This is a genomic window from Curtobacterium sp. VKM Ac-2861, assembly GCF_013204965.1.
Lineage (GTDB): Bacteria > Actinomycetota > Actinomycetes > Actinomycetales > Microbacteriaceae > Curtobacterium.
On sequence record NZ_JABMLA010000005.1, the window covers coordinates 85,771 to 109,547 of the forward strand.

Below are 23,777 nucleotides of genomic sequence, written 5' to 3' on the forward strand. Positions count from 1 at the left end.
ATTCCAGCCCTCGAGCAACACACACCCAACAAAAAGCCCGTGATCACGATGTCACGGCGTCGAAGGCCGACCGAGCGAGTCTACGCGACCCCGCGCTCTGATGCCAGCCCCGTCGTCGACGGACGGCCGCGAGCCGGACCCGGCCCGTGCCTCCCGGCCGGCCCGTCGGTCAGGACTCGGCGAGCCGCTGTCGTTGCTCGGCCACGTCGAAGTCCGCCTTCGGCCACGAGAGCTGCATGTCCTCGAGGGCCCGGAGCAGGAGCTGCTGCACCGCCAAGCGGGCGTACCACTTGCGGTTCGCCGGCACGACGTACCAGGGCGCCTGCGGGGTCGAGGTCCGGTCGAACACGATCTGGTACGCGTCCTGGTAGCGGTCCCACAGCAGGCGCTCGTCGATGTCGCCCGGGTTGAACTTCCAGTGCTTGTCGGGGCGGTCGAGTCGCTCGCCGAGGCGTTCGCGCTGCTCGTCCTTCGAGATGTGCAGCATCACCTTGACGATCGTGGTGCCCTCGGCGGTGAGGCGGTCCTCGAACTCGGTGATCGCGCCGTAGCGTCGTTCGATCTCGTCCGGCGCCGCGAACGCCCGGATGCGCTGGATGAGGACGTCCTCGTAGTGCGAGCGGTCGAAGACGCCGAGCTGCCCGGCACTCGGGAGCTGACGCTCGATGCGCCAGAGGAAGTCGTGCTCGCGCTCCTCGGCCGTCGGGGCCTTGAAGCCCGCGTACCGCACGCCGTTGGGGTCGACCGCACCGACGACGTGCGAGACGATGCCGCCCTTGCCGGCGGTGTCCATCGCCTGCAGGACGAGCAGCACCCGGCGCTGGTCGCCGGCGGTCGACGCCGCGTACAGCCGCTCCTGCAGGGCGGCGAGGCGAGACGCCCCCGCGGCGAGCGCTTCGAGCCCGTCGATCTTGCGGCCGGGGAAGCCCGGCGTCGCATCGGGGTCGACCTGGTCGAGGCGGAAGCCCGGGTCGACGCGGAGCAGTGGTTCGGGATCGGCGTTCCAGGCCTTGCGACGGCTCACGGGTCCTCCTGCGGTCCTGGCGGCGGGTGCCCCCAGCTCTCATCCTGGCACTGTGGCGGTTCCGCCGTCGGGCTGCGCCGTCCGGTTCCGCCGTCGGGTTGCGCGGTCGGGTGCGCGGTCGGGGTTCCTCCGCTCGGGTGACGTGGCTGGCCTCGGGTGCGGCTACCGTGGAACCGATGAAGTCCGGCCGCCGCACAGTGCTCGCGCTCGTCGCCGCGGTCGTGGCGCTCGGCGCGGTCGCGTCCTGCAGTACGGACCCCGTCGGCGACGAGAACGCGACGGTCACCGCGGACAGCGTCATCTACCCGCTGTCCCTGCAGTACCACGGCATCGACGTGGTCGCGGATGTGCCGTACGGCACGGCTCCGCTGCAGCGACTCGACGTCTGCCTGCCGGCCGACAGCGCCCCGGAGACGACCGCGACCCCCACGGCGACGCCGTCCGCCACCCCGACGGCCGACCCCGCCGAGGCCGCAGCCAGCACCGGTCGGCCCGCGGTGCTGATGATCCACGGCGGCAGCTGGTCGCACGGCGACAAGGCCACGGCCGCCTACCGCTCGGTGTGCAAGTACCTGGCGTCCGAGGGCTTCGTCACGTTCAACGTCGACTACCGGCTCGCCCCCACCGACCCGTTCCCGGCCGGTCTCGACGACGTCCGACGGGCACTCGACTACGTGTTCCGCCCCACGACGCTCTCCACGTACGACGTCGACTCCCAGCGGGTCGGGGTGTTCGGCGGGAGCGCGGGCGGCAACCTGGCGGCGATGCTCGCGGTGACCGACCACGAGTCTGCCGCCTACGCCGAGGGCGACCGGATCCGTGCGGTCGTCGACCTGAGCGGCCCCACGAACCTGACGTCGCGCTCGACCCGGGCCGACGGGGTGTCCGCGTCCTTCCAGCGGAAGCAGCTGCTGTACCTCGGCTGCCGGACCTACGCGAAGTGTCCGGCGGCGACCCGGGCGTCGCCGGAGTACCACGTCACCTCGGACACGGCGCCGTTCTTCATCGGGCACTCGACGGACGAGTTCATCCCGCTGTGGGAGTCGCAGGAGTTCGCGGCGACGCTCCGGTCGCACGACGTGCCGGTCACGTTCGTGCAGGTCGAGGGGACGGCGCACTCGATCGCGCAGCTCGACGAGGCGATGAGCCGCCGCGTGGCGACGTTCTTCCGGACCCAGCTGGGCTGAGGCGCTGCGGGGGCGCCGCGCGCGGGTTCGGCCGCGGGCGGGTTCGGCCGCGGGCGGGTTCGGCCGCGGGCGGGTTGTGTGCCGCCGAAGCGACACTCCTCGCCGACGAGCGGCCGTCCGTGCCGCGAGAGCGACGTCGTGCCGCCGATGTTCGGCGGAGAAGTGTCGCTTTCGCGGAGCCGCACTGCCGCGTGCCCCGGGTGGGTGGCACCCGGAGTCGGGACTACTGCCGACAGCCACCACGTCGCAGACTTCCGGGGTGACCGACACCTCGACCCGCCCTGCACGCGCCGCCGCGACCCGCTGGGACCGTTCCGCGCTGCAGACCTCTGCGGAGTTGCTGCTCGGGCTGTCGTTCGCCGCCACCATGGCCTTCGGCGGGTACGCGGCTGCGACCGGGCACCTCGCTGTGTTCGCGCAGGGCGCCGGGGTCGTCTTCCTCGTCACGCTGACCTGCGTGCTCGTGTCGTGGTTCCGCGCCGTCGAGCGCGAGGAGCGTGCCGACCACCGGGTCACCGCGCTCGTCGTGCCGGGCACGGCCTCGGCCTCGGTGCCCCTCACGACCGCCGCCATCGCGGCCGTCGACGCCGAGTACCGCAGGTAGCGGGGCCCGGCGCCGACAACGCCGCCGCTAACCCGCCGCTAGCCCGCCGCGGCCGCCGCCACAGCCCGCCGATCAGCCCGCCGCTCCCGCGCCCGCTCGACCACGAAGTACAGCGCCGGCAGCACCACGAGCGTCAGCAGTGTCGACGACACCAGCCCGCCGATCACGACGAGCGCGAGCGGCTGCGAGATGAACCCGGACTTGCCGGTCAGCCCGATCGCCATCGGCACGAGCGCGAAGATCGTCGCCAGTGCGGTCATCAGGATGGGCCGGAGTCGTCGGGTGGCCCCTTCGACCAGGGCCTCGCGCACCCGCAGTCCGCGCCGCCGGTACTGGTTCACCAGGTCGATGAGGACGATCGCGTTCGTCACGACGATGCCGACGAGCATGAGCACGCCGATGAGCGACGCCACACCGAGTGGGATGCCCGACGCGATCTGCAGCAGGATCGCGCCCGTCGCCGCGAACGGCACCGAGACGAGCAGCAGCAGGGGCTGGAGCAGGCTCCGGAACGTCGCGACCATCACCACGTAGACGATCAGGATCGCGACCAGGGCGGCGAGCAGCAGCTGGCTGAACGCCGACGTCTGGCTCGAGGCGACGCCGCCGATCGACGCGGACGCACCCTTGGGCAGGTCGAGCTGGTCGACCGCCGTGGTCACCGACTGCACCGCCGCGCCGAGGTTCGACGCGTCGGGGGTCACGGTGATCGTCGCGGTGCGGACGGCGTCCGAGGTGGTGACGGTCGTCGGTCCCTCGGCACGTTCGACGGTGGCGACGTCGGACAGTGGCACCGGGCCGGTCGAGGTCGGGACCGACAGTGCGCGGAGTGCCGTGATGGTCCTCGGCGGCGAGGGTGCGGCGATGTAGACGTCGAGCGAGGCGTCGTCGATCTCGACCGTCCCGGTGTCGCGCGGCGACACCGAGGCTGCGACGATCCCGCCGACCTGGGTCTCGGTCAGTCCGAGCGCGGCGGCCTTCTCGCGGTCGACCCGGACGGCCAGGTACGGCTCGGCCGAGGACAGGTTGCTCGTCGCCCCCGTGGTGTCGTCGACCGTCCGCATCTCGCGCAGCACCTGCGACGCGGCGGTCCGGAGCTGCGCCTGGGTCGGCGCGCTGACGTCGACCTCGATGTCGCTGCTGCCGCCGAAGCCACCGCCCGACGACGCGACCGTGAGCTCGCCCTGGTCCTTGAGCCCGTCGAGTCGCTTCCGGGTGTCCGACTGCACCCGGGTCTGGTCGGCGCCCTCGTCGGTGGTCACCGAGTACTGCACCGATGCCGTGCCGCCGCCACCGAACGCGGCCTGGATCGACTCGCCGCTCGTGCCGATCGTGGTCTGGACGGTCTCGACGCCGTCGACCGCGCGGAGCTGGCGCTCGACGGTGCGCGCCGCGTCGGACTGCGACGCCAGGCTCGTGCCGGGCTCGAGGTCCTGCGTGACGGTGAAGGTGTTCTGCCCGGAGTCACCGAGGTAGTTCGTCTTGACGAAGGGCAGCGCCGCTGCGGTCCCTCCGAGCACGAGCACGGCGAGCACGAGGACCACCCACGGTGCGCGGAGCGCCCACCCGAGCACCGGCTGGTAGCCGCGGCGCAGCCGGTCGGGTGCGGACGCGTCGTGCAGGTCTGCCGCACTCGCGAGTGCACCGTCCGTCGCAGAGCTGACGGGAGGCACGGCCCCCGCCGCCCCGTCGGCGTCGGTCCCCGACACGGCCGGCTGCACCGCCCCGGCGTGCTTGTGCCCCTTCGGCGCGCGCAGGAACCAGTACGCCAGCACCGGCACGATGGTCAGGGAGACCAGCAGCGAGGCGACCAGCGCCATCGTCACGGTCAGGGCGAACGGCCGGAACAGCTCGCCGACGAGCTCGGCGACGAACGCGACGGGCAGGAACACGACCACGGTCGTCACGGTCGACGCGGTCACGGCGCCGGCGACCTCGCGGACGCCGTCGAGCACCGCCCGTTGCCGGTCGACGCCGGGTTGCAGGTGCCGCTTGATGTTCTCGATCACGACGATGGAGTCGTCGACCACACGGCCGATCGCGATGGTCAGGCCGGCGAGCGTGATGATGTTGAGCGTGTAGCCGGCGGCCAGCATGCCGATCGCGGCGAGGAGCACCGACGTCGGGATCGAGATCGCGGTGACGATCGTCGACCGGACCGAGAGCAGGAACAGCAGGATCACGAGGACGGCGAACGCCAGGCCGAGCAGTCCTTCCTCGGCCAGGGAGTCGATCGACTGCTGGATGAAGGGCGCCTGGTCGAACACGACGGTGAACCGGGGGTCGCCGTCGATCTTCGCCTCGATGCCGGGCAGGGCGTCACCGACGGTCTCCGAGACGTCGACGGTGTTCGCCTCCTGCGTCTTCGTGATCGCGATGGTGAGTGCCTGTTCGCCGTTCACGCGGCTGATCGAGGTGCGCGGTGACTCCTTGATGGCGACGGTGGCGACGTCGCCGAGGGTCGTCGCCGAGGTGCCGCCCGTCAGCGGCAGGTCCTCGATGTCGGCGACCGAGGCGATGCGTTCGCCGGTCTGCACGGAGAGCGTCGAACCGCTCTGCGTGATCGTGCCGCCGGGGATCAGGGTGCCGTTGTCGTCGAGCGCGTCCGAGATCGCCGTCTGGCTGAGGCCCCGGGCTGCCAGGTCGTCCTGGTCCGGGGTGATGACGACGCGGCGACCGGGGTTGCCGTAGACGTCGGCGGCCCGCACCCCGTCGAGCTTCTCGAGGTCGGGCACCGCGGTGGCGTTCAGCCGTTCGACGAGCTGTTCCTGGTCGCCCTTCGCCGACACCGCGAGCTGCAGGACGGGCAGGTCGTCGAACGACCCGGTCACGATCTGGGTCTGGACGGAGTCGGGCAACGAGAGTGCGTTGACGACGGTCTGGATCTTGTCCTCGGCGCTGGCCAGGTTGGAGCCGTAGTCGAACGAGGCCGACACGATGCTCTGCCCGGTGGACGAGGTCGCCGAGGTCGACTCGAGGTCCGGGACCGCCTGGATCCCCTGCTCGATCTTCGTCGAGACGTCGTTGGACACCACCTCGGGCGTGGCACCCGGGTACGCGCTCACGATCGCGACCTGCGGGAACTCGACGCTCGGGATCAGCTCCTGCTTGAGGTTCGACAGCGCGATGCCACCGAAGATCGCGACGACGATGGTGACGAGCGCGATGAGGGCCCGGTTGCGGAGGCTGAAGACCGAGAGGAGGTGCACGTCATCGATCCTCGCAGCCGCAGCCCGTGCGCGTCCGCATCAGGCCGTCGCATCAGCCACCGAGCAGCAGGTACGCGCCGAGCACGCCGACGGTGCCGAGCACGCCGCTGCCGAGGGCGATCACGCGGCCGACCGACGACCGGGCGGTGGCCACCCCGACGACGAGCACGAGGATGCCGACGACGATCTCGACCACCCAGGTCACCGGGCCGGTCGTCGCCACCACCTGCAGCAGCGCCCGCACCCCCTCGCCGATCAGGATCGCGGCGGTGACCCCGAACGCTCCGGCACGCCAGCGGGCGTCGCGGGAGCGGACGAACACGGCGACCGCACCGGCGAGCAGTCCGGCGGGGACGCCGAGCAGCACCCACAGGTTGGTGACGGACAGGAAGTCCGGGTAGCCGCGCAGGTTCGTCGTGGCCCAGTAGCCGACGTGCATGAGTTCGAGCAGCACGACGCCGAGCAGCATCGCGAGCGGCAGGGCGAACCGGCCGGCACGGGCCCCGGCGCCGATGCACAGCGCGACGGCGACCAGGAACCAGGGGCCGGCCGAGTTGGCGACCGACGACAGTGCGGGCACGGTCTGCCCGAACGAGGTCAGCACACCGGCGAGCAGCGCACCGCTCAGGGCCATCGTGACGCGCACCAGAGCCGGCACCGCGGGGCACGGCTCGGACGGCGACGCGGACGACGGGGACGCAGCAGCGGCCGGAGCACCGGCGGACAGGGTCGCGTTCATGGCATCAGCATCGCGTCGTCCGCCGCCGCGCACATCACCCCACGGAGCGAGAACGACCCCAGCCCATCACCCCAGAGGATGACCCCACGACTCCTCACACCACCGCGGCGAGCGACCCCCGCACCCCGGCGGACTCCCCACCGACCCGCGCCCATGCCCGTTCGAGCACGTCCACCAGACGACCGCGGTCCGCCGGCGCCATCGTGAACGGCACCCGCAGGAACCGTTCGAACCCGCCGTCCGGGCCGAACACCCCGCCGGACGCCAGCACCACGCCCTCGGACCGCGCGGCCAGCACCAGCGCACTCGACACCGGTCGCCCGAGGCCCACCCACGTCGTCAGCCCACCTGCGGGCGACGGGACGTCCCATTCCGGCAGTCGTGCCCTGAGCGCGCCCACGACGTCGTCGCGACCCTGTCGCAGGTACTCGCGCCGCGCCTCCAGGACGGCCGCCGTGCGCGGGACCAGCTCGCGCGCGACCAGCTGGTCGAGGACGGGGGTGCCGAGGTCGCCCGTCGGGCGGGCGGCGAGCAGCCGCTGCAGGAGCGCCGGCGCGGCGCGGATCCAGCCGATCCGCAGGCCGCCCCAGAAGACCTTGTCGGCCGACCCGATCATCACGACCGACGCCCCCGACGGGTCCGCTGCTGCCAGCGGCAGCGACGGCGCGCCGTCGATCCGCAGCTCGCCCATCGTCTCGTCGGCGACCACCGTCGTGCCGACCGACGCCGCGACCGACAGCAGCAGCTGGCGGGTCGACGCGGACATGGTCGCTCCGGTCGGGTTGTGCAGCTCGGGCATGACGTAGGCGACGGCCGGGGCGGTCCGGCGCAGGGTCGTCTCGAGCGCGGCGGCGTCCCACCCGGTCCGCGCGTCGACGGGCACGCCGACGAGTCGTCCGCCGGCCTCGCGGAACGCCTCGTGCGCGTGCGGGTAGGTCGGGGATTCGACGAGCACGGCGTCCCCGCGACGGACGAGCACCCGTGCGAGCAGCGCGATGGCGTGCTGCGCGCCGATCGTCACGATCACCTGGGACGGGTCGGTCGGCAGTCCGCGCTCGGTGTACCGGTCGGCGATGGCGGCACGGAGCCCGGGGTCGCCGACGGTGTCGTACCCGATGCCGGCGAGCGCCGCGGGCACGTGCCGCACCGCCCGCTCGACGGCCTCGGCCATCCCCGGTGCCGAGTGCAACGCGGCCTTCCGCAGGTCGAGCAGCTCGCCGTCGACCACCCCACCGAGCCGTTCCGGGTCGGGACGGCCGATCAGGGACGCGGGCAGGTGGACCACGCTGCCGGAGCCACGGACCGACACGACGAACCCGTCGGACCGCAGCCGGGCGTACGCGTTCGCCACGGTCGTGCGGGAGATGCCGAGCGCGGTCGCGAGTCCGCGCTCCGCCGGCAGTCGCACACCCTGCGCGACCCGGCCGTCGATGACGAGCACCCGGATGGCGTCGGACAGTGCCTCGTACGCCGGGGCGTCGGTGCCGTCGCGCCAGTCGGTGAGCAGCAGGGCAGCAGATCGGGCACTCAACAGCACGGGTGTCATGGGTCCACGGTAGCGCGATTGGCTCTCGACCAGCAGTCCAATCCGCATCGACGATGAACCCATGTCCCGCAGCACCGCCCTCACGTTCCGCTTCGTCCAGCTCTTCGTCGGCCTGTTCCTCTACGGCGCCTCCACCGCGCTGCAGGTCCGAGCGGTCGTCGGCGTCTCGTCGTGGACCGTCCTGACGCAGGGCCTCGAGAACGTGGTGCCGTGGTCGTTCGGCGTCATCACCGTGGTGTCGAGCGGCGTGATCCTGCTGTTCTGGATCCCCCTGCGCCAGAAACCGGGCATCGGCACGCTGCTGAACGCGCTGGCGATCGGGCCGAGCGCCGACCTGGTGCTCTGGCTCGTGCCGGAGCCGTCCGGTCTACTCGCCCGGATCGCCCTGTTCGTCGCGGGACTGGCGCTGCTCGCCGTCGCGACGGCGTTCTACATCGGCGCGGGGTTCGGCACCGGGGCCCGTGACGGCCTGATGGTCGGGCTGCACGAGCGCCTCGGCTGGCCGCTCTGGCTCGCGCGCACCCTGGTCGAGGTGTCCGTCGTCGTCGTCGGCTGGATCCTCGGCGGGAACGTCGGGGCCGGCACCGTCATCGCCGCCTTCGCGATCGGTCCGATGGTGCAGCCGCTCATGCCGTTCTTCCGCCGGTTCCCGTGGAGCCCCGAGCGCCGGATCGTCCGGGAGGCCCGCCCCACCTCCGTCGCGCACGCTTCGTGAGCAGGAATGGTCGGGTCGCAGGGCCCCACCCGACCATTTCTGCTCACCATCTGCCCGGCACCCTTGCGGCGTCGCGAGTCGCGATATAGCGTGACCTCCACAGACGCGATACATCGCGAGTTGGAGGAAGCAACATGACGCAGGAGAAGTGGCTCGTCGACGAGCCGAAGGTCATCGACACCGGCATCGTCCGCACACTCCGTGTCGGACTCGTCGGTGGTCAGGTGGACGTCGTGGCACACGACGAACCCACCGCACGGGTCGAGGTCCACAGCGTGTCCGGCAAGCAGCTGAAGATCGAGGTCGACGGCGACACGCTCACCGTCGACCACCCGCAGATCCGGTGGGACGACCCCATCGGGTTCCTCAAGTCGTTCCGCGGCAAGGCCCACGCGGACGTCAGCATCCTGGTCCCCCGCGACGCCTCGGTCACCCTGGGGGTCGTCTCGGCGGGTGCCCTGCTGTCCGGCACGAACCGCGGCGCGATGCTCAACACGGTGTCCGGCGACCTCGTGGTCGACGGTGTCGCCGGCGACGTCACGGTCAACGCCGTGTCGGGCGCGACGACGATCCGCGAGCTGGACGGCGCCCTGACGGTCCACACGGTCTCGGGTGACGTCGTGGCCACGGGCGAGATCCCGCGGTTCCAGGCGGACGGTGTCTCGGCCGACGTCGTGCTCGACCTGCACGGCGTGCCGGAGTCGGCGCGCGTCAACACGGTCTCGGGTGGCGTGAGCGTCCGGCTCGAGGACGGTGTCGCCTACCAGTGCACCGTCAGCACGGCCTCCGGCAAGCTCCAGTTCGACGACTCCGAGATCCGCGGTGTGCGCGGCTCGTACGTCAAGCAGGGTGGCGAGCTGGCCGGCCAGTGGCTGGACCTGCGCGTGAACTCGGTCTCCGGCGACATCGCGGTGCTGCACGCCCCGCCGGTCGCCGCCGAGCCGACCGCACCCCCGGCACCCCCGACGGTGCCCGTGCCCCCGACGGTCCCGACCAACGACGGCGAGGTGCCCGGCGGGGTTTCCGGTACTGCTCCCGTCACCGACACAACGCCGACCAACGACGGCGAGGTGCCCGCATGAGTCCCGTCTTCGCCCACGGCCACCTCCGCCTGTACCTGCTCGTGCTGCTGGCGGACCACCCGATGCACGGCTACGAGCTCATCCAGGCCCTCGGCGACCGGTTCGGCGGCACCTACGTGCCGAGCGCCGGCACCGTGTACCCGCGGCTCGCGAAGCTCGAGGAAGAGGGCCTCGTCTCGAAGACCGCCGACGGCCGCAAGACCGTCTACGCGATCACCGAGGCCGGCCGCACCGAACTCGCGGCCCGTGCCGACGAGATCGCCGCGGTCGAGTCCGGGGTCGCCGACTCGGTGAAGTCCCTGGCCGACGGCGTCCGCGCCTCGGTCGGCGAGGCGATGCGCTCCCTCCGTGCCGACCTCGCCGCCTCGGCGGAGAGCCCCGGCACCGGTTCCCACGAGGACCCCGTCTCGGTCCCGTCGGAGAGCGCCCGCGCCCTGCGCGAGCTCGAGATGGCGCTGTCGTCGTTCCGGCAGCAGGTCCGCGCGGACCTGCGCCGTCGTGCGACCCGCGGCACGCTCCGTGCGGACACCGTGACGCGCCTGCGTGACGGCCTGGAGGCCCTGCGCAAGTCGCTCTGACGGCCCGCGGCCGACTGGCGGTCGCGACCCGTGCCTCCCGGCCGCCCGTCGCACCGCCCCACCCCGCACCGCCCCACCCACGGAACCAGGTTCCGGACACAGCACCACGCCGATCCGTGGTGTCGTGACCGGAACCTGGTTCCGTCTGCGCACGACGGCCCCGCAGCCGGCGCGCTACAACCCGCGGTCCGCGAACGCGACCATCGCGTCGCGCAGCGCACGTGCCGCACCCGCTCCGGCCCAGTCGTAGGCGTGCGCGAACCGCTCGTCGTGCACGTACATCTCGGCGAGTGTCCGGAACCGCTCCGCAGTGAGGTCCGCCGGCGGCGTCGACTCGGCGAGCCACGCGAACTGCCGCCGCGCCAGTGCCTGCGCGGCCGGTGAGTCCGAGCCGTCGCCCGACGCGGCGAACGCTGCGGCGTCCTGGGCGATCGCGCGCAGCTCGTCCTGGAACGACTGCTTGCCTGCGGTGTCCTTCGCGTCCCACCAGGCGGTGCCGCGCTGCCAGGCGTCCGCTCCCCAGCGCTCCTCGACCTCGTGCTTGAAGCGGGTCTGGTCGAACCCGTCGAAGGTGTCCGTGGCGTTCATGCTGTCCCCGTTCTCGATCCTGGTGATGGTGGTGCGCACGGCGGCGAGCTGCCGGGCGAGGCGGTCCCGCTCGCGTTCGAGCCAGGCGACGTGTGCGGTGAGCGCGGTGACGTCGTCCTGCTCGCCGTCGAGGACCCGGCGGATGTCGGGCAGCCCGAGCCCGAGGCCGCGCAACAGCAGGATGCGCTGCAGCCGGACGAGCGCTCGGTCGTCGTAGCGGCGGAGTCCGCCGTCGCCGACGGCGGTGGCCGGCAGCAGCCCGATGGCGTCGTAGTGGCGGAGCGTGCGGCTCGACACCCCGGCGGATCGCGCCACGTCCGCGATGCCGTGGGGTGCTTTCGCAGCTGCGGTGGCGATGTCTGACGGATCCCTCATGCAGCCCACCGTAGAGGTTGACGCAACGTCAACCGCAAGGGGTGATCGGGGTGCGGAGTCGACGACACGCGACCGACCGGGAATGACCGCCCGGGGACCCGTGTTGACTCCCGCCCGGAACTGAGTAGGTTTGCCGCTCGTGACGAACGAGGTCCGGTCGCTGAAAGCGCGACTGATCGGGGATCCCCTCCCCTCCGAGAAGCTCGAAGGACAGCTCCTCCCGAAGCACCTGGCACTGCCGATCTTCGCGAGTGACCCGCTGTCCTCCGTCGCGTACGCACCGCAGGAACTCCTGATGATCCTGCTGCTCGGCGGGATGTCGTTCCTGACCTTCGCACCGTGGGTGGCCGCGCTCGTGGTGCTGCTGCTCGTGGTGGTCGTCGCGTCCTACCGGCAGCTCATCAAGGCGTACCCGTCCGGCGGCGGCGACTACGAGGTCGCACACCGGAACCTCGGCGAGAAGGCCGGGCTGGTCGTCGCGAGCGCGCTGCTCGTCGACTACGTCATGACGGTCGCCGTGTCGGTGGCCTCCGGCGTGGACAACATCATCTCGGCCCTGCCGATGCTGAACGACGTCCGCGTCGAACTCGCGCTCGTGTTCGTCGTGCTCCTCGCCGCCACGAACCTGCGCGGCGTGCGGGAGTCGAGCAAGGCGTTCGCCATCCCCACCTACCTGTTCGTGGCGTCGGTCTTCGTGATGGTCGTCACCGGCCTGGTCCGGGTGGCCGCCGGGCACGCCCCGGTCGCCGAGTCCGCCGGGTACACCGTCGACAACGTGGAGCACACGACGCAGGCGGCGTTCATCCTGCTGCTCCTCCGGGCGTTCGCCTCCGGCTGCTCGGCCCTGACCGGCGTCGAGGCCATCGCGAACGGCGTGCAGGCGTTCCGGCGCCCGAAGATCAAGAACGCGCAGGCGACCCTGGTGGCGATGGGCGGCATCGCGATCGTCCTGTTCATCGGGCTCATCACGCTCGCGCTCGTGTCCCGCGTGCACTACGCCGAACGCGCCTGCGACCTGCAGGGGTTCGCGGACTGCGCCACGACGCCGCAGCGCTCCCTCATCGCCCAGATCGCGGCGGCGACGTTCGGTGACAACTCGGTGCTGTTCTTCGTCATCCAGGCGACGACGGCCGCGGTCCTGCTCCTCGCCGCGAACACGGCGTTCAACGGGTTCCCGTTGCTCGGCTCGATCCTGGCCCGCGACTCGTACGCCCCCAAGGCCCTGTCGACCCGCGGCGACCGGCTCATCTACTCGAACGGCGTCATCGTCCTGGCGCTCGTCGCCGCGGCGCTGCTCGTGGTGTACCGGGCGAACGTCACGAGCCTCATCCAGCTCTACATCATCGGCGTCTTCGTGTCGTTCACGCTCGGCCAGACGGGCATGGTCGTGCACTGGACGCGCCTGCTGCGCGCGGACCGGGCCGGCACCGCCGACCCGTCCGTCAACCGCGCGCAGGTGGTGCGCTCCCGCACCATCAACGCGATCGGTGCCACGTTCACCCTGGTCGTCCTGGTCATCGTCACGATCACCAAGTTCACGCACGGCGCCTGGCTCGTGTTCCTGATCATGCCGATCCTGTACGTGCTCATGCTCGGCGTGAACCGCTACTACCGCGACGTCTCGCACGAGATCGAGGCCGACGTCGAGACCGAGTTCGGCGCCACCGGTGACCACGCCGTCGTGCTGGTGAACAAGCTGCAGAAGCCCGTGCTGAAGGCTCTCGACTACGCGATCGCCGCCGAGCACGCCAGCTGCGAGGCGGTCCACGTCGCGATCGACGACGCCGACGCCCAGCACCTGCGCGACCAGTGGGCCGAGTACGGCATCCGGATGCCGTTGACCATCGTGCCGAGTCCGTACCGCGACATCTCGATGCCGCTCATCAAGTACATCAAGGCGCACCGGCTCGAGCACGGCTCCGAGGTCGTCACCGTCTACACGCCGATCTTCATCGTCGGTCACTGGTGGGAGGGCCTGCTCCACAACCACCGCGGTCGTCGCATCCGCAAGAAGCTCCTGCTCGTGCACGGCGTCACCGTCGCGCTGGTGCCGTGGCTGCTCGACTCGTCCGAACTGCTGTACGGCCGCCGGTCGCGTCCGCTCCCCGGCCAGGAACGTCGCGGCGAGCCCGTGCGGCCCCCGCTCCGCCGGTCCCTCGCCGGCTCGGCCGGAGCGCCGGTCGACGGTGTCGTCGACGATCGCCTGGCCCGGTCCGCGCAGCGGAACAGCCTGCAGCCGCGTCGCGCGACCCGACCGGCCGGTCCCGCCGAGGGCGTCGACCCCGCACAGTGCACCGGTGAGCTGCACGCGCTCGTGCCGACCTCGCCGCGCCGGGGCGACGAGTCGTAGCATCTGACGTCATGACGATCACCGACCTGCGGACGTTCGCCACGTTCGACGGACACGGCGGCAAGGTGTCGAAGCGCGTCGAGGTGCTGGACCACGAGCCCGTCGCGGGCAGCCGCCACGAAGGACTCGTCGCGGTGCGCGGCGAGCACCCCCTGGGCGCGCTCGACGAGCGCGCCGCCGACGAGTCGGCAGCGCTGTCGCGCGGCGTCCCCAGCGTCGGCTGGGTCGACCCGTCGACGCTGCGCGACTGGTACCGCCCGGACCGCGTGGTCATCACCCGGCTCGAGGCACGGCAGTCCGGCATCGAGCCGGGTCTCTACGCCGATTCGCGCGGTCGCGGACGGGTCCGGATCGACGGCCTGGAGGCACGGCTCGCCCCCGACGGTCGGCCCGCCTTCCGCGCACTGGCCGGTTCCGAGGCGCCCTGGGTGGTCGACGTCCCCCTGCCGACGGACCAGGCGGTGCGGCTCGTGGCGGTCGCCGAGGTCGACGAGGGCTTCGAGGTCGTGACCGCTCCGGTGTCCCCGTTCCTGCAGCCCGGCGAGTACGCCGCGTACGACGACGACGTGCCCGGTCTGCCCCCGCGGCCGTCCAGTGGCCGGGTCGTGGTGTCCGCGACCGTGCTGCTCGACGGCTCGCTGCACGAGGTCGAGCGGATCGACGAGCAGGCCGCGACGATCTGGGTCCGGCGCGAGGGACGGACCGTGCCGATCGCGACGAGTGCGGTCGGCCCGGACCTGGTGCGGTACTCGGCCACGCCGGTCTGACGGGGGACACGCGCCTGCGGGGTGCGTCGGGGGTGCGGCGTAGCGTCCTCGGCATGAGTGATGCAGAAGAGACCCTCGGCGGCGCCCGTCCGGACCCGTCGACCGACGCGAGCAAGGACCCCGAGCAGTGGGTCACCGGTGACGAGCCGATGACCGGACCCCAGCGCAGCTACCTCGACACCCTGGCCCGCGAAGCCGGCGAGGAGCTCTCCGCCGACCTGACCAAGGCTGAGGCCTCGGAGCACATCGACCGCCTGCAGCAGCAGACCGGCCGCGGCACGGACACCACGGGTTCCTGAGAGCGGGTCCGCCCTTCGGCGGACCCCAGCCTGGGCATGTTCTGGTGAAGTCCGGGCAGACCCCCGGACGAGGGGGTTCGATGACGCGTCACCGGTTAGCTTCGTGGCCATGCGAACGACATCGACCTCCATCGGCCTGACCGCGCTCCGCATCGTCCTCGGGGTGGTGTTCATCGCCCACGGCGCGCAGAAGTTCGCCCAGGGCATCCCGAACGTCGCCCAGGGCTTCTCCGGCATGGGCGTCCCGCTCGCCGACGTCGCCGCGCCCCTGGTGGCGGGCCTCGAACTCGTCGGCGGCGTGCTGCTCGTGCTCGGCGTCGCGACCCGTGTCGTGGGCGTCCTGCTCGCCGTCGACATGGTCGTCGCGGGGCTGCTCGCGCATGCGTCGTCGGGCTTCTACTCGCAGGACGGCGGCTTCGAGTACGTGCTCGTCCTGGCGGTCGGGTCGCTCGTCGTGGCGCTGACCGGCCCGGGGCGGTTCTCGCTCGACGCCGTGTTCCTGGCGTCGTCCCGTCGCCGTCGTGGCGTGCAGGAGCCCCTGCCCGCCTGACCCGCCCTGCGCCGCCCTGCGCCCCTGGAGCGGCTCACGCGGCGGCGAGCACGTCCATCACCTGGCGGGCGATGAGCCGTCCGGCCCGGTTCGCCCCGATCGTCGACGCCTGCGGCCCGTAGCCCGCCAGGAACAACCGCGGCTCGTCGACCGAGCGCCCGTCCGCCACGACGACCCCGCCGGCCGCGGTCCGCAGGTGCAGCGGCGCGAGGTGCCGCAGGTCGGCCCGGAACCCGGTCGCCCAGAGCACCGCGTCGGCGTGCACGTGCGTGCCGTCGGCTGCCACCACGCCGGTCTCGTCCATCCGGGTGAACATCGGCTGGTCGCGCAGGACCCCGCGGTCGATGCCCGCCCGGATCCGCCGCGAGACCGGCACGCCCGTGCCGCTCACGATGCTCGGCAGCACCTCGCCGGCACGGGCGGCACGGTCCTGCTCGTCGACCGCTGCGACCGCCGACTCGAGGTCGAGCGACGACGAGTCCGCCCACACCATCGGCCGTCGGGTGAACCAGTGGGTCGACCGCGCGACACCGTCGAGTTCGAGCAGGAAACCGATGGCACTCGTCCCGCCGCCGACCACGACGACGTCCTGCCGGGCGAACTCCGCGGCGCTGCGGTACTCGGTCGTGTCGAGCTGTCGTCCGCGGAACGCGCCTCGACCCGGGTACCACGGCACGAACGGCGTGCCCCACGTGCCCGTTGCGTTCACCACGACGTCGGCGCGGATCCGGGTCTCGGTACCGTCGGCCGAGCGGGTCGTGACGCACAATCGGCCGTCCGCGGTGCGCGAGACCGACGGCACCGAGACCGGACGCCGGACCCGCAGGTCGTAGTGCTGCTCGAACCGCCGGTAGTACTCCCCCACGACGTCCCGGGCGGGTCGTGACCGATCGGCATCGTCGAACTGCAGCCCCATCGCCCGCATCCCCGGCAGGTCGTGCACGCGGTGCGCCGCGCCGAGCCGCAGGGCCTCCCACCGGAACTGCCAGGCGCCGCCCGTGCTCGGGGCACGATCGAGCAGCACCAGGTCGGTGCCGGGTACGAGCCCCAGGCGGCGCAGGTGGTATCCCACCGACAGTCCGGCCTGCCCCGCACCGATGACGACGACACGGGCGGACTGGTCGGCTGCGTTCTCGAGGGGTTCGGTCATCACTTCGATTCTCCTGTGCGCGGAGCCGTCGCGGCGACGTCCAGATCGAGGTACATGGTAGAGTGATCGGCAGATTTCAAACCACGAACCGTCTGGTTCCCCGAGTGATCTTCCGTCATTCGCCAGGACCGGACCAGAGCCGAACGAGGGGGTCACGCATGGGGCGCGGCCGTCAAAAGGCGAAGCACACCAAGGTCGCCCGTGAGCTGAAGTACTTCAGCCCGCAGACGAACTACGGTGCACTCGAGCAGGAGCTCTCCGCCGGACAACACTCCGATGACGATCTCGTCGACCGCTGGGCGGACCAGTACGGTCCCGAAGCGGCAGACGAATCCGACGAGTTCGAGACCGAAGCGGACCAGAACAAGTCCGCCTGACCGGCACAGCCGTCACGCCGCGCGCCTCCGGGCAGCGCGGCGTTTCTGCGTGCCCACGCGGATGACGCGGACCGGTCGCGACTCCCCACGCGGGGAACGCCGAGTGGTCACGAAGTGCCGCCCGCGGCCGGACCGAGCGGCACTTCGTGACCGCTCGGCGGACACCTGACGGCAGGTCGTGCGGCCTGGAGGCACGACGAACGCCCGCCACGCGGCCTGCGTGACGGGCGTGGCCGGCTCGGTCAGGCGGCGTAGCTCCCGACGAGCCGCACGGCACCACCGTCGACACCCTTGGCGCCCTGCTCGAAGCCGGTCAGGTCGCGGGCCGACGTGGCGATCGTGCCGACCGGCCACGCGGGCATCCCGGCGACGCCGAGCGACTCGATGACGTCCACTGCGGCGCTGGCGGACACCACGGCGAACATGCCGATGCCCAGGTTCCAGGTGCCCTCGGTGTCCTCGATCGGCGTGCCGGCCATGTCGGCGAGCACGCGGAAGACCGGAAGCGGCTGCCAGGTCGAGCGGTCGACCTCGATCCACGAGCCGACGGGCAGCACGCGCGCCAGGTTCGCCGCGATGCCACCTCCGGTCACGTGCGACAGGGAGTGCACGGCGCCCGGGTGCTGCTCGAGCAGCTCCAGCAGCGGCGTCGTGTACAGGCGGGTGGGCTCGAGCAGGGCTTCGCCGACCGAGACGCCGCCGAACTCGGCCAGCTGGTCGGTGTACCCGACCCCGCGCGACGCCAGGATGTGCCGGACGAGCGAGTACCCGTTCGAGTGCAGCCCCGACGACTCGATGGCGAGCACGACGTCACCGTCCTGCACCAGGTGGGCACCGAGCTGCGAACCAGCCTCGACGACACCGGTCGCGGCGCCGGCCACGTCGTAGTCGTCCGGGCCGAGCAGCCCGGGGTGCTCGGCGGTCTCGCCACCGACCAGAGCGGTACCCGTCGCCGAGCAGCCGCGGGCGATCCCGGCGACGATGTCGGCGATGCGGTTCGGCACGACGCGCCCGCAGGCGATGTAGTCGGTCATGAACAGCGGCTTCGCACCGACCACCACGATGTCGTCGACGACCATGCCGACCAGGTCCTGCCCGATGGTGTCGTGCTTGTCGATCGCCTGGGCGATGGCGACCTTGGTGCCGACGCCGTCGGTCGAGGTCGCGAGCAGCGGGTGTGAGAAGTCCTTCAGGAAGGACACGTCGTAGAGTCCGGCGAAGCCGCCCACGCCGCCCAGCACGTGGCTGTTGTGCGTCGCCGCGACTGCGGACTTCATGAGTTCGACGGCCAGGTCACCGGCAGCGGTGTCCACTCCGGCTTCGGCGTACGGGTTGGGCATGCGGAGTCCTTCGCGGTGACATGGCAGACTTGTTCGGTACCCCCCGATTCTACGGTCTGGAGCACACCCGCGAATGTGCGGTATCGTCGGCCTCGTTGCACAGGGCCCCGCCAACCAATCCATCTACGACGCACTGCTCCTCCTGCAGCACCGCGGGCAGGACTCGACGGGCATCGCCACGGTCGAGGGTCACGTGCACCACATGCACAAGACCCGCGGCCACGTGCGGGAGTCGTTCCGAACCCGTGACATGCGCGCCCTCCTCGGCACCATGGGCCTCGGCCACGTGCGCTACGCCACCAAGGGCGCGGCGAGCAACGAGGAAGAAGCGCAGCCGTTCTACGTGAACGCGCCCTACGGCATCGTCCTCGTCCACAACGGCAACCTCACCAACACGCGGGAACTGACGCGTGAACTGTTCGACATCGACCGTCGGCACCTCAACACCACGTCGGACACCGAGCTCCTGGTGAACGTGCTGGCGCACGAGCTGCAGGGACAGGTCCGCGGCACCGACCTCGATCCCGGGCAGGTCTTCGACGCCGTCGAGCGCGTGCACGAGCGGGTCGAGGGCTCGTACGCCACGATCGCCACGATCGCCGGCCACGGGCTCCTGGCCTTCCGCGACCCGTTCGGCATCCGGCCGCTCATCCTCGGCCACAAGTTCGACGAGGCCGGCCAGCCCGAGTGGGTCGTCGCGAGCGAGTCGCTGGTGCTCGAGTCCGGCGGCTACGAGATCGTGCGCGACGTCGCCCCGGGCGAGGCGATCTTCATCGAGATGAACGGGCAGATGCACGCCCGGCAGTGCGCGAAGAACCCGCGGCTCGTGCCGTGCTCGTTCGAGTACGTGTACCTCGCTCGTCCCGACTCGGTCATGAACGGCATCTCGGTCTACGACGCCCGCCTGCGCCTCGGCAACCGGCTGGCGGACACCATCGAGCAGTACGCGCCGACCGGTGACATCGACGTCGTGATGCCGATCCCGGACTCGTCCCGACCGGCCGCGATGCAGGTCGCGCGGAAGCTCGGCATCGAGTACCGCGAGGGCTTCTACAAGAACCGCTACGTCGGCCGGACGTTCATCATGCCGGGCCAGGCGGAGCGCAAGCGGTCCGTCCGGCAGAAGCTCAACGCGATGTCGTCGGAGTTCAAGGGCAAGAACATCCTCATCGTCGACGACTCGATCGTGCGCGGCACGACGAGCAAGGAGATCGTGGAGATGGCCCGCGCCGCCGGTGCGAACGAGGTCACCTTCACGAGCGCCGCTCCCCCGGTCCGGTTCCCGCACGTCTACGGCATCAACATGCCGACGCGCGACGAGCTCATCGCGCACGACCGGAAGATCCCGGAGATCAACCGCGTGCTCGGCAGCGATCACCTGATCTACCAGGAGATCGGCGACATGCGGGACGCCATCATCGAGGGCTCCGACGTGACCGACCTCGAGATGAGCTGCTTCACGGGCGAGTACGTCACGGGCACCGTGAGCCCGGAGTACCTGTCCTGGGTCGAGGCGAACCAGCTCAGCTAGGTCGCGTCCGAGACGCAACCGCAATACGGACGGGAGGCCCGTTGCCAGCTGGCAACGGGCCTCCCGTCTGGAAGCGGTCGCGGCTACGGCCGCTGGTCGCCGTGCTCGTCGATCTCGCCGTCGACCGTCTCGGGCGGCAGCTCGACCTCGACACGCTCCGCCGTCAGTCGGGCCGCGCGCCGGGCGAAGACCCGGTCGAACACGACGGCGACGACCGCGCCGACGAAGGCGCCGATCGTGACGCCCCACAGGCTGAAGTAGCCCACCAGGCTGCCGAAGCTCGACTCCTCCTGCTGGCCACCGAGGTTCATGGTGAGCGAGACGACGATCAGGGTCGCGATGAACCCGAGCACCGCACCGCCGACGATGAACACCCCGAACTTCGGGGCACGACGGATCGTGACCTCGTCAGAGGTGGAGACGGCGTTCGGCGCAGGGGCCGGGACCGGCTGGTCGTCGGGTCGATCGGTGTTGCTCACCCACCCATTGTCCCCCACTGTGGGACGTCTCCCGGCCTGTCCGCGCAGTCCGATCCAGGAGAGGATGATCCGTACGCGTTGGTATCCCAAGGGCTGGAGGTGACACGGATGCGAGAACGGACCGTACGGGGGCGAGGTCGCACCCCGAGCACCCCGGCGCGCGTGACCTGGCCCGTGATGCAACGCCACGAAGAGGACCGTGCCGTGTCCGTCGTCGCGGAGCACCAGTGGAGCGTCGCGCTCGTCGGCGCCCCGGGTCTCGGCAAGAGCACCGTCGCCGCCCGCGTGACCGACCGCGTCGCCGGACGGGACGCCACCGGGCGCACGGTCGTGGTGCCCATCACCGCCGTCGCCTCCGGGCGGTCGATGCCCTTCGGCGCGATCTCGGACCGCTTCGGCGAGCTGCCGGCGACCCTGTCGGAACTGTCCGACGACGCCGGGGCCGAGCAGCGCCTCCGGGCGATCGCCGACCTGGCGGACCGCGACGTCCTGCTGCGCGTCGACGACGCCGACCACCTCGACGCGATCTCCGCCCGGTACGTGGCGTGGCTCGTCCGGCACCAGGGTGCGCGGCTCGTCCTGACCTGCCGTGACTTCACCGCGCTGCCGGAGCCGCTCCGCGCCTTGTGGCAGGACGACCTGCTCGAGCGCATCGACCTCGAGCCGCTCACCCTGCGCGAGACGTCGGCCCTGGTGGCCGAGGCGCTCGGCTCGCAGCTCGAGAACGCCTCGGCCGAGCGGGTGCACCGTGCGACCGCCGGCAACCCGCTCTACCTGCGCGAGGTCGTCCGCGCCGCTCGCACCTCGGGTGCCCTCGAGCACACGGCGTCCGGGTGGTACTGGCGCGGCCGGGTGACGGCGTCGAACAGCCTCGCCGACATGTACCGGACGGAGCTCGGCTCGTTGCCGGAGGACCTGCGCGACGTCGTCGACATCGTGGCACTGGCCGACCCGATCCCGCTCGCGCGGCTGCTCGGCCTGGTCAGCGGCGGCGACGTCGACCGCGTGGTCGCGCTCGGGCTGGTCCGGATCGACTCGCTCGACGACGGCGCCGCGGTGGCCCGTCCGCAGCACCCGCTCGTCGGCGACGTGATCCGCGGCCTGGTACCGGTCGCCCGCCGCACGGCGCTCTTCGCCCGCGCGAACGCCTTCCGCACCGACAGTCCCGAGGGCGCCCCGCCTGCCGCACGCTTGCGGTCGGCGCTCTGGGCGCTCGACTGCGGTGTCGTGCCCCCGGTCGAGCAGCTGCTCGACGCGGCGCAGGTCGCGGTGCAGCTGCAGGAGCACGAGAGCGCGATCGCCCTCGCCTCCGCAGCGCTCCGGCGGACGCTGCACCCGAACGAGCAGGTCGCCGCGCGCTGCCTGCGGTCGCTGGCGTACTCGTACACCGACGGGCGCGAGGCCGGTCGCGCCGACGCCGAGGCTGCCTGGGCCGTCGCCCGCGCGGACCCTGGCACGGTGGACGACGCCCTCGTGGTCGAGGCCTGCGAGATCCTCGCCAACATCCGGCAGTTCCACGACGACGACGTGCTGGCAGCGGTCGCGCTCACCGACGTCGCCAGCCGGCTGGTGTCCGGCGACGCGGTCGAACGGCTCCGCCTGCTGCGACTCGCACACCTCGGGTGGGGCGGACGGTTCGACGAGGTGCGGGCCGAACTCGAGCGCAGCGGCATCGTGCACGCCCCGACCATCCCGTTCGCGTTCCTGTGCGTCGCCCCCTGCGCGATCATGGCGCTCGCCACGGCCGGCCGGCTCGACGACGCCTCGGCCCTCGGTCGCCGGGCACTGGCCACCGCGATCGAGCACCTCGAGGACGCACCGTGGAGCGTCGGCGAGATCTTTTCAGTGCTGCACCAGGTGCAGGTCTGGCGCGGCGACCTCGCCGACCTGCTCACCGAGGTGCCGGTCCGCCGGTCGAACCCGTACCTGAAGTACGACTTCACCCTCGAGCTCATCGGCGACGGCAACCTCGCCATCGGCCAACGGCGCTGGGACGACGCGATCGCGGCGTTCTCGGCTGCCTGCGAACGGTACGACGTCGCGGACCACGGCGGGTTCGCGGCCTACCCGTGGGCACGACTCGCGATGGCGTACGCGTACGCCGGTCGCACCGAGGACGCGACACGTGCACTCGACCGGGCGAGGGCCACCCCGCAGCGGGCGATGCGGATCACCGGCGAGCAGGTCGCGGTGACGATCGCCTGGACCGAGGCGGTGCTCGGCAACCCGGCCGGGCTCCGGCACGCCGACGACATCATCGACCGCGGCACGGCGAGCGGTGGGTGGACGCACGTCATGTACGCGCAGACGCTGCACTACGCGATGGACATGCTGAACGGACGCGAGACCGGTACCTCGCTCGGTCGCATGCGCGAGGCAGCGGCTCGGGTCGACGGTCCGCTCGCCGCGGCCATCGTCGAGTACGCCGACGCCCTGACCGCACGCGACCGGACGCGGGTGATCGCGGCGCAGGGGGTGCTCGCGTCGCACGGCATGGCGGTCACGGCCGGCCGGCCGAAACCACCGCTCACGAACCGCGAGTACCAGGTCGCCGAGCTCGCGGCACAGGGGTTGAGCAACCGCCTGATCGGCGAGGAGCTCGGGCTCTCGACGCGGACCATCGACGCGCACCTGTCGCGGGTGTTCGGCAAGTGGGACCTGCACGCCCGGTCGGAGCTCGCCGGACTCTTCTGAGTCCACTCGTGACGCAAGAACGTTGCGCATTGCAGCACGACGCGCCGCGGCGGTTGACACGTTGTGTGGAACATCGCGTACCTTGGTCCCTGTCGCCGGGTTCGGACCCGTTCGGGTCGGGTCCGAATCCCGGCGACTTCAAGCGTAGGTTCGCAGTGCATGCGCCCGCATCGGTAGGGACTACCTAATTCGGTTCGTCCGCCTAGGTAGTGCTGGACGCGACTAGAGCGCGACCCGCACCGGCAGGAACGCCGTCAGGTCCGCACGTGAGCCGGAAGCGCTGACGCGTGACTGCGCGACGGCTTCGTCCCAGGTCAGCTCAGCGGTCGCGAGCGCGAGCCACGTCGTGGCGTCCGTCTCGACCACGTTCGGCGGCGTGCCACGGGTGTGGCGCGGGCCGGGGACGGCCTGGACCGCGGCGAACGGCGGCACCCGGACCTCGACGCTGTTGCCCGGCACGTCGTCGGCGAGGCGCTGCAGGGTCCACCGGACGGCCGTCGCGACGGTCGCCCGTGCCGTGTCGCCCTGCTGCACCGCGGTCAGTGCGGCACGGCCGGCGGCGTCCTCGATCCTCCTGGGTGGCATCTCCACAG

At 71.7% G+C, this 23,777-nt stretch carries 21 protein-coding genes; 12 read left to right on the top strand and 9 right to left on the bottom strand.

What is annotated here, in order from left to right; all coding sequences use genetic code 11:
• Positions 1 to 169 precede the first annotated feature (169 nt).
• Positions 170 to 1,024, bottom strand: coding sequence for a polyphosphate kinase 2 family protein (locus HQQ88_RS13535; RefSeq protein ID WP_248704685.1), 855 nt, complete (start codon positions 1,022 to 1,024; stop codon positions 170 to 172).
• Positions 1,025 to 1,200: 176 nt separating this feature from the next.
• On the opposite strand from HQQ88_RS13535, the gene HQQ88_RS13540 reads away from it, so the two are divergent.
• Positions 1,201 to 2,211 carry an alpha/beta hydrolase gene (locus tag HQQ88_RS13540; protein WP_111085552.1) on the top strand — a complete coding sequence of 337 codons (1,011 nt, stop codon included), beginning with the start codon at positions 1,201 to 1,203 and terminating at the stop codon, positions 2,209 to 2,211.
• A gap of 259 nt (positions 2,212 to 2,470) precedes the next feature.
• Positions 2,471 to 2,815, top strand: coding sequence for a hypothetical protein (locus HQQ88_RS13545; protein WP_173169724.1), 345 nt, complete (start codon positions 2,471 to 2,473; stop codon positions 2,813 to 2,815).
• Positions 2,816 to 2,853: 38 nt separating this feature from the next.
• Here HQQ88_RS13545 and HQQ88_RS13550 read toward each other — a convergent pair whose 3' ends face one another.
• The 3 genes from HQQ88_RS13550 to HQQ88_RS13560 form a co-directional block, all read right to left on the bottom strand.
• Entirely contained in the window at positions 2,854 to 6,024 is a 3,171-nt protein-coding gene (locus HQQ88_RS13550) for an efflux RND transporter permease subunit (RefSeq protein ID WP_173169725.1), read from the bottom strand.
• Positions 6,025 to 6,076: 52 nt separating this feature from the next.
• Positions 6,077 to 6,763: a DUF6518 family protein gene (locus HQQ88_RS13555; RefSeq protein WP_131880750.1), complete on the bottom strand. Its 687-nt coding sequence runs from the start codon at positions 6,761 to 6,763 to the stop codon at positions 6,077 to 6,079.
• 94 nt (positions 6,764 to 6,857) lie between these two features.
• Complete coding sequence (locus tag HQQ88_RS13560) at positions 6,858 to 8,309, bottom strand: PLP-dependent aminotransferase family protein (protein WP_173169726.1); 1,452 nt, start codon at positions 8,307 to 8,309, stop codon at positions 6,858 to 6,860.
• Between the two features lie 61 nt (positions 8,310 to 8,370).
• Here HQQ88_RS13560 and HQQ88_RS13565 point away from each other — a divergent pair, with 61 nt between their 5' ends.
• From HQQ88_RS13565 to HQQ88_RS13575, 3 genes are all read left to right on the top strand, one after another.
• Positions 8,371 to 9,024 carry a hypothetical protein gene (locus HQQ88_RS13565; protein ID WP_173169727.1) on the top strand — a complete coding sequence of 218 codons (654 nt, stop codon included), beginning with the start codon at positions 8,371 to 8,373 and terminating at the stop codon, positions 9,022 to 9,024.
• A gap of 134 nt (positions 9,025 to 9,158) precedes the next feature.
• On the top strand, positions 9,159 to 10,106 hold the full coding sequence (locus tag HQQ88_RS13570) for a DUF4097 family beta strand repeat-containing protein (RefSeq protein ID WP_173169728.1): 948 nt from the start codon (positions 9,159 to 9,161) through the stop codon (positions 10,104 to 10,106).
• Complete coding sequence (locus HQQ88_RS13575; RefSeq protein ID WP_111085559.1) at positions 10,103 to 10,684, top strand: PadR family transcriptional regulator; 582 nt, start codon at positions 10,103 to 10,105, stop codon at positions 10,682 to 10,684. Before HQQ88_RS13570 ends, HQQ88_RS13575 begins: the two co-directional genes overlap by 4 nt.
• Before the next feature lie 174 nt (positions 10,685 to 10,858).
• On the opposite strand, the gene HQQ88_RS13580 is transcribed toward HQQ88_RS13575, so the two are convergent.
• Positions 10,859 to 11,647 carry a MerR family transcriptional regulator gene (locus HQQ88_RS13580; protein ID WP_173169729.1) on the bottom strand — a complete coding sequence of 263 codons (789 nt, stop codon included), beginning with the start codon at positions 11,645 to 11,647 and terminating at the stop codon, positions 10,859 to 10,861.
• A gap of 130 nt (positions 11,648 to 11,777) precedes the next feature.
• Here HQQ88_RS13580 and HQQ88_RS13585 point away from each other — a divergent pair, with 130 nt between their 5' ends.
• The 4 genes from HQQ88_RS13585 to HQQ88_RS13600 all read left to right on the top strand — a co-directional run bounded on the left by HQQ88_RS13585 (position 11,778) and on the right by HQQ88_RS13600 (position 15,613).
• Positions 11,778 to 13,997 (top strand): APC family permease, encoded by a 2,220-nt coding sequence (locus tag HQQ88_RS13585; protein WP_123293661.1) that lies wholly within the window; start codon positions 11,778 to 11,780, stop codon positions 13,995 to 13,997.
• Positions 13,998 to 14,008: 11 nt separating this feature from the next.
• Positions 14,009 to 14,764, top strand: coding sequence for a hypothetical protein (locus tag HQQ88_RS13590; protein ID WP_111085562.1), 756 nt, complete (start codon positions 14,009 to 14,011; stop codon positions 14,762 to 14,764).
• 53 nt (positions 14,765 to 14,817) lie between these two features.
• Entirely contained in the window at positions 14,818 to 15,063 is a 246-nt protein-coding gene (locus tag HQQ88_RS13595) for a DUF3072 domain-containing protein (protein WP_123293659.1), read from the top strand.
• Positions 15,064 to 15,172: 109 nt separating this feature from the next.
• Positions 15,173 to 15,613 carry a DoxX family protein gene (locus HQQ88_RS13600; RefSeq protein ID WP_123671966.1) on the top strand — a complete coding sequence of 147 codons (441 nt, stop codon included), beginning with the start codon at positions 15,173 to 15,175 and terminating at the stop codon, positions 15,611 to 15,613.
• 34 nt (positions 15,614 to 15,647) lie between these two features.
• On the opposite strand, the gene HQQ88_RS13605 is transcribed toward HQQ88_RS13600, so the two are convergent.
• The gene (locus HQQ88_RS13605; protein ID WP_173169730.1) at positions 15,648 to 16,763 is read right to left on the bottom strand and encodes an NAD(P)-binding domain-containing protein; all 1,116 of its coding nucleotides are present in this window, start codon (positions 16,761 to 16,763) and stop codon (positions 15,648 to 15,650) included.
• A 158-nt stretch (positions 16,764 to 16,921) separates the two neighbouring features.
• Here HQQ88_RS13605 and HQQ88_RS13610 point away from each other — a divergent pair, with 158 nt between their 5' ends.
• Entirely contained in the window at positions 16,922 to 17,140 is a 219-nt protein-coding gene (locus HQQ88_RS13610) for a DUF3073 domain-containing protein (protein ID WP_111085566.1), read from the top strand.
• A gap of 242 nt (positions 17,141 to 17,382) precedes the next feature.
• Here the strand turns inward: HQQ88_RS13610 and purM are convergent, their stop codons facing one another.
• Positions 17,383 to 18,480 (bottom strand): phosphoribosylformylglycinamidine cyclo-ligase, encoded by a 1,098-nt coding sequence (gene purM / locus HQQ88_RS13615; protein ID WP_123937526.1) that lies wholly within the window; start codon positions 18,478 to 18,480, stop codon positions 17,383 to 17,385.
• Between the two features lie 73 nt (positions 18,481 to 18,553).
• On the opposite strand from purM, the gene purF reads away from it, so the two are divergent.
• A complete protein-coding gene (gene purF, locus HQQ88_RS13620) occupies positions 18,554 to 20,011 on the top strand; it encodes an amidophosphoribosyltransferase (RefSeq protein WP_111085568.1) in 1,458 nt (485 codons plus the stop codon).
• Between the two features lie 83 nt (positions 20,012 to 20,094).
• Here the strand turns inward: purF and HQQ88_RS13625 are convergent, their stop codons facing one another.
• Positions 20,095 to 20,490, bottom strand: a complete 396-nt coding sequence (locus tag HQQ88_RS13625; RefSeq protein WP_111085569.1) for a hypothetical protein — start codon at positions 20,488 to 20,490, stop codon at positions 20,095 to 20,097.
• Positions 20,491 to 20,652: 162 nt separating this feature from the next.
• Here HQQ88_RS13625 and HQQ88_RS20205 point away from each other — a divergent pair, with 162 nt between their 5' ends.
• Positions 20,653 to 23,184, top strand: a complete 2,532-nt coding sequence (locus tag HQQ88_RS20205; RefSeq protein ID WP_173169731.1) for a LuxR C-terminal-related transcriptional regulator — start codon at positions 20,653 to 20,655, stop codon at positions 23,182 to 23,184.
• A gap of 222 nt (positions 23,185 to 23,406) precedes the next feature.
• Here the strand turns inward: HQQ88_RS20205 and HQQ88_RS13635 are convergent, their stop codons facing one another.
• Positions 23,407 to 23,769, bottom strand: coding sequence for a sterol carrier family protein (locus HQQ88_RS13635; protein ID WP_131846930.1), 363 nt, complete (start codon positions 23,767 to 23,769; stop codon positions 23,407 to 23,409).
• Between the last annotated feature and the right edge of the window lie 8 nt (positions 23,770 to 23,777).